The sequence below is a fragment of the Minwuia sp. genome, assembly GCF_048007105.1.
Classification (GTDB): domain Bacteria; phylum Pseudomonadota; class Alphaproteobacteria; order Minwuiales; family Minwuiaceae; genus Minwuia.
This window is the reverse complement of the sequence record NZ_CP180352.1, coordinates 127,254-136,666: the sequence shown is the minus strand read 5'-3', so window position 1 is coordinate 136,666 and position 9,413 is coordinate 127,254. Positions and strand designations below refer to the sequence as shown.

Here is a 9,413-nt window from a genome sequence, read left to right as displayed (position 1 = left end):
ATCGCCGCGTGGCAAAGAAGACGTCCCTGCGATCCCTCATCGCGCCGGTGTGGCCGGCGACAGGGGAACTGCTTGTCCTCAGCCTGTTCGTCAACACCATGGCGCTGGCCGTGCCCGTGTTCGTGCTGCAGGTCTATGACCGGGTGGTGGCCCAGGCGGGGCTGACGACGCTGCAGGGGCTGGCCATCGGCGTCAGCGTCGTGGTGCTGTTCGATTTCCTGCTGCGTCAGACCCGCAGCCGCGTGGTCCAGCGCGCTTCGCTTCGCTTCGACCTCATTTTCGGCAAGCGCCTGTTCGAGAAGTTGAACCGGCTGCCGCTACGGGTGCTGGAATCCCGGCCGGCGTCCTACTGGCAGGGGCTTTTCCGCGACGCCGACACGGTGCGCAACGCCGTCGCCGGGCCGCCGGTGATCATGATCGTCGACCTGCCCTTCGCGGTGCTGTTCCTCGGCATCATCTACATCATTGCCGAGCCGCTGGTCTGGGTGATCGTGGCCGCCGCGGCCGTGTTCGTGCTGTTCGCGCTGCGCTCCGGCTTCGCCATCGGCTCGGTTTCCAACCGGGAACGCAACCACACGCTGAACCGGGACGGCTTTCTGGCCGACATCGTCGCCAACCGGACCACCATCAAGGCGCTGGCGCTGGAGCGCGCGGTCACGCCGCTTTGGGAAGACCGCCAGCTGGATGCGATCGAAGGGTCCATGGACCGCGGGCGCGTCACCGATACCTACGGCAATCTCGGCATGACGCTGACGATCTCGACCACCATCGCCATCACCACGGTCGGTGCGCTGGCGATCATCGATCAGCAGATCTCCATCGGTGCGCTTGTGGCGACCAACATGCTCGCCAACCGCATCGTCGGCCCGTTCGCGCAGCTGGTCAGCCAGTGGCGGGCGCTGGTGATGGCCCGCCAGGCGGGGAAGCGGCTGGTGTCCGTCCTCGACATGCAGGACGACTACCGCGAGTCCGCGCTCGAGCTGCCCAGGCCGGAAGGCGCGGTCACGGTCGAGAACGCGACCTTCTCCTTCGATCCCAATGCCGAGCCGGTTCTGCGCGACATCCGGATCCGCGTGCCCGCGCGCGGCGTCCACGCCATCGTCGGGCCGAACGGGTCGGGCAAGACCACGCTGCTGAAGCTGATCCAGGGTCTCTACGCGCCGGCCAAGGGCCGCCTGCTCCTCGATGGCGCCGACATCAGCCAGTTCTCGGTCACCCAGATGGCCAACTGGATCGGCTACGTGCCGCAGGAGAACGTGCTTCTGGCCGGCACGATCCGGGAGAATCTCGCCCGCGGCCGTGACGATGTCACCGACGAGGATATCCTCCGGGCGGCCCAGGCCGTCGGTGCGCATGAGTTCATTGTCGACCTGCCCGACGGCTACGGCACCGTCGTCGGCGAGGGCGGCCGTACCCTGTCGGGTGGACAGCGCCAGCGCCTGGCCATCGCCCGCGCGCTGGTCGGCGATCCGGCCGTGCTGCTGATGGACGAGCCATCGGCAAGTCTCGACCGCGCCGCCGAGGAACAGCTGGCGGCGCAGCTCCGCTCGTTGTCGGAAACCCGGACGGTGCTTCTGGTCTCCCACAGCGCCACGCTGCTGTCGGTCTGCAGCAACATCATCGTGATGGACAAGGGTGTCGTGGTGCGCGGTGGACCGGCGCGCGATATACTTCCGACCCTGTTCCGGCAGGCCGCACCGCAGCCCGTGGCGGCGGCCGGACAGAGCGAGCCCTCCGGAGAGGCAGCCGAATGACCACACAGGAACGCATTGCCGGACTGCAGAAGAAGGCCAGCGCCCGCGGCTGGCGCATCTTCGCCGTGCTGATCATCGCCATGGTCAGCGGCTTCGCCGTCTGGGCCTCCACGGCCCATCTGGACGAGGTCGCCATCGCGCCGGGCGAGGTGAAGCCGCAGGGCCGCATCAAGAAGATCCAGCATCTGGAAGGCGGCATCGTCGAGGAACTGCTGGTCGCCGAGGGCGATATCGTCGAGGAACAGCAGCCGCTGCTGCGGATCGGCCTGGCGCCCAACCTGACCAACCGTGCCGAGATCCAGTACAATGTCGACGGCCTGACGCTGACCGCCGCGCGCCACCGGGCGCTGGCGACCGGCGATGAACTGATCTTCCCGGATGAGGCCGCCGAGCGGCACCCCGAACTGGTGACGCTGGAACGCGAAGCCTATGAATCCCGTGTGAAGCAATATGAGTCCCAGCTCAGCGTTCTGGGCAGCCAGCTTCGCCAGCGGCAGGGCGAACTGGCGGAACTCCAGTCCAAGCGCCGCGGTCTGGAAGGCAATGTCGCGGTCACGCGCGAGAAGCTGAAGATCTCCGAGGGCCTGCTGGAGCGCAAGCTGACGCCGCGGATCGAGCATCTGGAACTGGAATCCGAACTCAGCGATCTCGAAGGCAAGCTCGACACCACCCGGAAATCCATTCCGCGGGCCCAGGCCTCGATCGCCGAGGCGCGGGAACGGCTCCGGGAGGAAGAGCTCCGCTTCCGCTCCGAGGCGTCGGAGGAACTGGCGAAGAACGAGAAGGAAATCGGCCGGCTCAACGAACTGCTGACCGAAGCGACCGACCAGCAGCTCCGTACCACCGTCCGCAGCCCGATCGCCGGCGTGGTGAAGAACCTGCAGGCCAACACCATCGGCGGCGTCGTCCGGCCCGGCGAGTCTATCATGGAGATCGTGCCGCTGGAGGAGACGCTGGTCGTGCAGGCGCGTCTCAGCCCCGGCGACCGCGGTTATGTCGAGGTCGGGCAGAAGGCGAATGTGAAGATCACGGCCTACGACTTCTTCCAGTACGGCGCGCTCGACGGTCGCGTCATCCGCATCGGGGCCGACGCCAACCGCACGCCCGAAGGCGAACCCTATTTCGATGTGGTGGTCGAGACCTCGTCCAGCTTCACGGACAAGTCGGGTGCGGTCCTGCCGATCACGCCCGGCATGCAGGCCGCAGTCGACATCCATACCGGCGACCGCTCGGTGATGACCTATCTGCTGAAGCCCTTCCTGCGGGTGAGGCAGGAAGGGTTCCGGGAACGCTGACGGCTCAGGCGCTCAGCGCGCAGCCTTCGACCGTGATCCGGTGCATGACGCGGCGGCTGCCGTGATAGTCGTTGACCGCGTAGTGCCAGGTCGCCCGGTTGTCCCAGAACGCGATGGAGCCCTTTTCCCACTTGAAGCGGTAGGTGAATTCCGGCCGTGAGGCGTGGGCGTAGAGATACTGCAGCAGCGGCTTGCTCTCGTCCTCGGTCCAGCCGTCGAAACGGATGGTGAAGCCGCCATTCACATAAAGCGCCTTCCGGCCGCTGATCGGGTGGGTGATGACCACCGGGTGGATGGAGTCCTGCGTCGCCAGTTCCGGGTTGCCGATGCGGCCGTCCTTGCGGGGGGCGTATTCGGTGTTCGCGCCAAAGGCGCGGCGGCTGGAATGCAGCGCCCTGAGGCCGTTCAGCGTCTCCTTCAGGCCGTCGGACAAGGCGTCATAGGCGGCGTACATGTTGGCATAGAGCGTGTCGCCGCCCCGCTCCGGCACCTCGCGCGCGACCAGGATCGAGCCCAGCGCCGGCTCCTGATCGTAGGAGTGATCGGTGTGCCAGCCGCCGCCGATATTGCCGGTCTGGTCCGGCTCCTTCACCACCATGGCGATCTGTGGAAACCTGTCGTTGGCTGCGAAGAAGCGGTTCACGTTGATCTGGCCGAACTGCTCGGCGAAGGCGATGTGATCCTGCTCGGAGATCTCCTGATCGCGGAAGAACAGGACGCCGTAGTCGCCCAGCGCCTGCTTGAGTTCACCGGCCACGTTGCCGTTCACGTCGCTTCTGATGTCGATGCCATGCACGAAGGCGCCGACGCCGCCCGGCGCCGCCTGGATCTCGAACATCGTTTCCTCCCGGTTCTTGATTAATGCAGACACATTACTGCATTCCCGCCCCGGCAGCCATTGCAATCGGCGCGTGGGAGGGCTGCCGGATTCACTCGCTGATGATGGCCCGTTCGATATAAGTCCGCGCCGGCCGCCGGGTGCATCAACGCGCGGTCGATGTTGGTCGCCATGTCCGGCCCGAGCAGTTCGCTCCAGGCCGGGTGCAGGCGTTCGAAATAGTCGATGTCGTCCAGCAGCGACTCGGCGACGATCCGGACCAGACCGTCCGGCGTGCCGTGACCGGCCACCAGGATGGCCATGACTGCGAAGGTGTCTACGGTCCGGTCCATCCCGTCATAGGCGTTCTTGCGGAACCGGAAATAGCTGTAGCCGGGCCGGGCATCGACGAAGGTGGCCATGTTGCGCCGCGTGAACCCGACGATGCCGGCGCCGCATTCGCGAATGACCTGGGCGATCTTCGAGTTCGGCACGCCGGAGACGAAGGCGAAGCCGTCGATTTCGCCATCGCAGAAGGCGGCTGCCTCCTTGCCGGCGTGCATCTCGACCGGCGCGGCGAAATCGTCTGTGGAGAAATTCAGCGTCTCCAGCAGGGCGTTGAGGGTGCGGCGCGTTCCCGACCCCTGCAATCCGATATTGAACGGGTGTTGCATCAACTCGGCGGCGACGTCGATATTCAGGCTCTTGCGGTACACGACCTGGAAAATCTCCGGATACAGCGCTGCCACGCCCCGCGGCCCCTTGTCGCCAATGAAGCTGCTGGCGAGCACGTCCGACTGCATGATCGCGAAGTTCACCTTTCCCGAACTCAGCAGTTCGACATTGGCGCCGGATCCGCCAGTTTCCAGCACCTCGCACTTCATGTCCCGCCCGAAGCGCCGCTCGAGGACGCGGCAGACGGCATTCCCCGCTGCAAAATAGACACCCGTCAGGCTGGCCGTTCCGATACGGACATCGAGGCGCTCGGCAGACGCGCTGCCCGCCGCGAAGGTGAGCGCGAGCGCAATCCCGAGAGACGCCACCAGGCCCCTCATCGTCCGATCCTCAACCGGTTTGCCGCCTGGGTGGCGCTGGTGTCATCGGAGCCGGACGCGGTGGCCTGGCCGAACAGCGCCGGATCGACCGGCGTGCGGCAGGCGGCCGGCCGGAAGGAGCCGTCTGCCGGAATTGCCGCTTCCGACGATGCGGAAATCGCCACGTTGTAGCCGTCGATGACGGTCTTGAAGCCCCCGCCCCGTATCGGCGTCACCGGGCCGACATCGGCCGGCGCGCAGTCGAGCGAGATCAGGAAAAGCGACTCCATTCTCCAGTCTGGTTCGGACGCCGTGAACCGCCCATGCCATTGCGGACGCCAGTCCGGCTGCAGCCGCTTGTTCGGCTCGACGGGAAACACGTCGGTCTGGGCAAACGACATTTCCGGTCCGGCGATCTGGCGGATGCAGAGGCTCGCATCGTCCATGCCGATCCTGACGGCGCCATCCGCGGTCTCTGTCATCTTCCGCTTGGCGTGGATGTTCCACTCGAAGCTGCGCGGTTCGTTCGACAACAGATGATCATAGACAAGAACCTGATCGGGCCGGAGATACAGCAGGCTGCGCTTCGCCGAGGTCAGATGCTTGCGGTAGGCCCCGCTGGCGTCGCCGGCCACGGCCTCCCAGCCGGGGCAACTCGTGAACCGCGTCAGCCGGCCGGTGGCCTTCAGATCGTCCCAGGGCTGGCCCTTGCCTCCGTCGAAGGTGATGGCGTTGTGAGCCATGGTCTGCGTCGTCCAGGCCTGATGATGGCGGGACTTGTGAGTGTCGTAGTAGCCGGAATCGATGGCGAGGGGCTGCTGCCGCCCGTTGATGATGAAGCTGTTTTGGTCGGCGTGACTGTGGCTGAAGCTGCCATAGGGGCTGGACTTGAACAGGATCGAGTAGCGGTCCGGATCGTCGAGGTCGCTGTGCATCGCCGCCCAGCCGATCGAGGGAAAGACCGCGCTGTCGGGCAGCCCGACCTCTTCCGCCGTGATGCCGGCCAGCGCCGCCGGCGGGTTGCCCGCACCGAGAAGGAAGGTCCAGCCGGCGAACTCCGCTTCCAGTTCGGTCAGGTTGATGTCGCTTTCGTCGATGAAGTCGCGCCAGCGCGCGTAGAGCATGCCCGCCACCGGCTGGCCGGTCCGTTCGAACAGCATCCGCGCGGTCTCGGTCCAGACCAGCGGGTTGTGGTCCTCGCCGCCGTCGCCGAAGCCGCTGTTCGGCGATCCGGGCGGAATGACGTAGGCAAGGAACTGCGCCACGTAGCGCCCCCAGCCAGAGCCGAAATAGTCGATCCCGGCGGCGCTGCGGATGGTGTCCCAGTGCTGCAGGTTGTTCAGGATTTCCCAGGTGGCGTAGTTGACGCCATTTGCGTAGCCGCCATCGTCGCCGCCCCAGGGGTTGCCCAGCCCGATAAACACCGGATAGAGCGCGTCGAACCATGTCCTGGCACGGGGTAAGTCGCCGGCCAGCAGGGTGGCGATGGAGAGCACGCCGATGGCGTGGCGGTATCCATGGGAATTCATCGGATAGGCGGTCAGCGCCCGGTTTTCGTCCAGCACATAGGTATCGAACGCCGCCTGCACGCGGATCTCTATGGCCTGGACGATCTGCTGCCGCAGACGCGGCGGCATTTCGTCATGCGCCACGTCGTAGGCCACCGCCAGCGCCTTGGCGATCCGCATGTTCAGCAGGTCGGCGACCGCATCCGACGTTCCGCCGTAGGGGTCGAGTTCGGCGAGCCAGCCCGCCGCCGCGATGGCCCGTTCGAGCGCTTCCTGGCCCTCGCCGAGATGGCGGGTCACGGTCCAGACGATCAGCCCGTCATAGGTTTCGCGCATCACCTTGTTGACCGACCGCCGGATCTGACGGCGGAAGCGGACGAGTTCTTCCCGGCTCAGGGCCTCGGCGCCGCCGGGCCCCAGGTTCGCTTCGGATGGCGGCAGTCTGAGGGGCTGACCGGCGACGCGTTTCGCCACCTGATCGAAGAACTGCCGTTTCCAGCCGATATAGGCGTCCGCAATCAGCAGGGAGCGATCGGGCTCCCGAGGCAGCAGGCGCGGACGTTTCGCCTCCGCGGCTTCGCGGAAGGCGTCCGCGGGATTGAAGACCTCCCGCTCTTCCGCCAACTCGGTGACCGTGAATTCCCTTCGTTTGGTCCAGTTCAGGGGTCCGGAGAAAGCCGGCCAGCGCCGCAGCCGCCAGCTGTGGGTGCCGGCGGGCAGCGCATCGCGCAGTGTCAGGAGATTCGCCGAGGAGAAGCGGACGATGTCGGTGCCGTCCTGCAACCGGACCTGCACCTCGTAGACGTCTCCGCTCTTGCCCTGGCGCCACCGGAAGGATGGCGGGTTCTCGATCGGATGGGCCCCGTCATTCGGGTACGGCCGCATCTCGCGGTCGCTCTCCGGCGACAGCCCGTCCTGTATGTCGGGCTTGTTGACCCGCATCTGCGCCAGTTCGCGCACATCCTGCGCCGCCGCCGGCCAAGCCGACAGCAGGACGGCCGCGCATATCGCTGGTATCCAGTTTCCAGTTTGCATCATCGCTTGGCGCCCGCCGGGCCAGAGGGGACATGGAACGCGCGTCACGCTACGGGGTGTCACCTAGATGCTACGTTGATAGTCGCTGTCCGGACTACTTCTAATGCCTCCGGTTGTGTGACTGCTGTCCGGTCCCGGGCGCAATTGTGGAGGAAATGGTGCCGGCGGAGGGACTCGAACCCCCAACCACCCGCTTACAAGGCGGGTGCTCTACCAATTGAGCCACGCCGGCAACGCCCGGTCTGGGTAGCCGAATTCGTCCGGCTTGTCATCCGCCAGGGGCGGTTCCCGTCAGCGGCTGAACAGCCGGTACATGGCGATGGCGGCGGCGTTGGAGACGTTGAGGCTCTCCACCGACCCGGACATCGGGATCGATACCAGCAAGTCGCAGTTCTCGCCGGTCAGGCGCCGCAGTCCCTTGCCTTCGGAGCCGAGCACCAGCGCCACCCGTTCGAAGCCCATCGCCTCGTCCAGATTCTTGTCGCTGCCGCCGTCCAGGCCGATCCGCCAGTAGCCCCACTCCTTCAGCATCGCCAGCGTGCGGGAGAGATTGGTCGGCCTGAGATACGGTACGGTCTCCAGTGCGCCCGAGGCCGCCTTGGCCAGCGAACCGGTCACCGGCGCCGCATTGCGTTCCGGGGCGATCACGGCGCGTGCGCCGAAGGCGGCCGCCGTCCGCATGATCGCGCCGACATTGTGCGGGTCGCTGACCTGATCAAGCAGCACGACGACCGAGCGGCCCTCCGGTTTCAGCAGGCCTTCCACCGAAGGCGGCGAGAGCGTGGCCGCATAGGCCGCGATGCCGCCATGGGTGGTGCCGTCGGCGTCGTAGCGCGACAGCATGTGGTCCATGTCCGGACGGGTGACTTTCTCCAGCAGGGCGTGACCGGCGATCCCGGCCTGTTCGGCCATCTGCTCGGTCGCGACCAGACGCTGGATGTCGCGCTTGGGGTTGGCGAGCGCGGCCAGTACGGCGTGCCGGCCGAAGATCCAGTGCTGGGCGTCCTGGCCGCCGGAACTGCGCTGGCCCGAGCGGACCTCGACCGACACCGGACGCCGCTGCGGCCCGGGACGATCCTTGTCGCGCCGCCCGGGCTCGCGGCCCTCGGTCTTGCGGAAGTGGGTGCGGCCCTCGCGGCGGTCGCGCGGACGGTTGTCGCCGTCGCCGCCAAAGCCGCCACGGTCGCCGCCGCCCTCGCGGCGCGGTCCCCGGTCATCGTCCCGGCGCGGTCCCCTGTCATTGCGTCCGCGGAACCCGCCCCGGTCGCCGCCGCCCTCGCGGCGCGGCCCCCGGTCGTCATCCCTGCGCGGTCCTCTGTCATCGCGTCCACGGAAGCCGCCCCGGTCGCCGCCGCCCTCGCGGCGCGGCCCCCGGTCGTCATCCCTGCGCGGTCCGCGGTCATCGCGTCCACGGAAACCGCCACGGTCGCCGCCACCGTCTTGGCGCGGTCCCCGGTCATCGTCCCTGCGTGGTCCGCGGTCGTCGCGTCCGCGGAACCCCCCACGGTCGCCGCCACCCTCTCGGCGCGGGCCCCGGTCGTCGTCCCGGCGCGGTCCTCTGTCATCGCGTCCACGGAAGCCGCCACGATCGCCACCGCCTTCACGGCGCGGTCCCCGGTCGTCGTCGCGGCGCGGTCCTCTGTCGTCACGTCCACGGAAGCCGCCCCGGTCGCCGCCGCCTTCTCGGCGCGGTCCCCGATCACCATCGCCGTCCCTGCGCGGTCCGCGGTCGTCGCGGCTGCGAAAGCCGCCGCCTTCGCGTCGCGGGCCCCGGTCGCCGTCCCGGCGCGGGCCACGATCATCGCGTCCACCGCGGCCTTCACCGCGGCCACCGGAACCGTTGCGGCCTCCGCCGCCCTTGTCGTTGCGCTCGTCCATCGGCGGGCTTATATGGGTGTGCAAGGCGTCCGGCAACCGCTATCGACGGCGGTTGCGGGACGTCGGCATTGTTGTTGACACGGCAGGTCATT

The 9,413-nt window shown here is 67.4% G+C and carries 6 protein-coding genes and 1 tRNA gene; 2 read left to right on the top strand and 5 right to left on the bottom strand.

Annotation, left to right across the window (positions count from 1 at the left end):
- Positions 1–8: 8 nt before the first annotated feature.
- Both ACMVY4_RS00760 and ACMVY4_RS00755 read left to right on the top strand, forming a co-directional pair.
- Positions 9–1,754, top strand: coding sequence for a peptidase domain-containing ABC transporter (locus tag ACMVY4_RS00760; protein ID WP_416898305.1), 1,746 nt, complete (start codon positions 9–11; stop codon positions 1,752–1,754).
- Entirely contained in the window at positions 1,751–3,049 is a 1,299-nt protein-coding gene (locus ACMVY4_RS00755; protein WP_416898304.1) for an HlyD family type I secretion periplasmic adaptor subunit, read from the top strand. The genes ACMVY4_RS00760 and ACMVY4_RS00755 overlap by 4 nt, the downstream gene beginning before the upstream one ends.
- A gap of 4 nt (positions 3,050–3,053) precedes the next feature.
- Here the strand turns inward: ACMVY4_RS00755 and ACMVY4_RS00750 are convergent, their stop codons facing one another.
- From ACMVY4_RS00750 to rlmB, 5 genes are all read right to left on the bottom strand, one after another.
- Complete coding sequence (locus ACMVY4_RS00750; RefSeq protein ID WP_416898303.1) at positions 3,054–3,887, bottom strand: TauD/TfdA dioxygenase family protein; 834 nt, start codon at positions 3,885–3,887, stop codon at positions 3,054–3,056.
- A 20-nt stretch (positions 3,888–3,907) separates the two neighbouring features.
- On the bottom strand, positions 3,908–4,909 hold the full coding sequence (locus ACMVY4_RS00745; RefSeq protein WP_416898302.1) for a TAXI family TRAP transporter solute-binding subunit: 1,002 nt from the start codon (positions 4,907–4,909) through the stop codon (positions 3,908–3,910).
- Positions 4,910–4,917: 8 nt separating this feature from the next.
- A complete protein-coding gene (locus ACMVY4_RS00740) occupies positions 4,918–7,446 on the bottom strand; it encodes a heparinase II/III domain-containing protein (protein ID WP_416898301.1) in 2,529 nt (842 codons plus the stop codon).
- 153 nt (positions 7,447–7,599) lie between these two features.
- Positions 7,600–7,675, bottom strand: a tRNA-Thr gene (locus tag ACMVY4_RS00735).
- A 59-nt stretch (positions 7,676–7,734) separates the two neighbouring features.
- Entirely contained in the window at positions 7,735–9,321 is a 1,587-nt protein-coding gene (gene rlmB, locus ACMVY4_RS00730; protein WP_416898300.1) for a 23S rRNA (guanosine(2251)-2'-O)-methyltransferase RlmB, read from the bottom strand.
- Positions 9,322–9,413: the final 92 nt, after the last annotated feature.

Bases quoted from the DNA above. Each gene is read 5' to 3' on its own strand.
- ACMVY4_RS00755 (WP_416898304.1), top strand. From the start codon at position 1,751: ATGACCACACAGGAACGCATTGCCGGACTGCAGAAGAAGGCCAGCGCC.
- ACMVY4_RS00740 (WP_416898301.1), bottom strand. From the start codon at position 7,446: ATGATGCAAACTGGAAACTGGATACCAGCGATATGCGCGGCCGTCCTG.
- rlmB (WP_416898300.1), bottom strand. From the start codon at position 9,321: ATGGACGAGCGCAACGACAAGGGCGGCGGAGGCCGCAACGGTTCCGGT.
- ACMVY4_RS00750 (WP_416898303.1), bottom strand. From the start codon at position 3,887: ATGTTCGAGATCCAGGCGGCGCCGGGCGGCGTCGGCGCCTTCGTGCAT.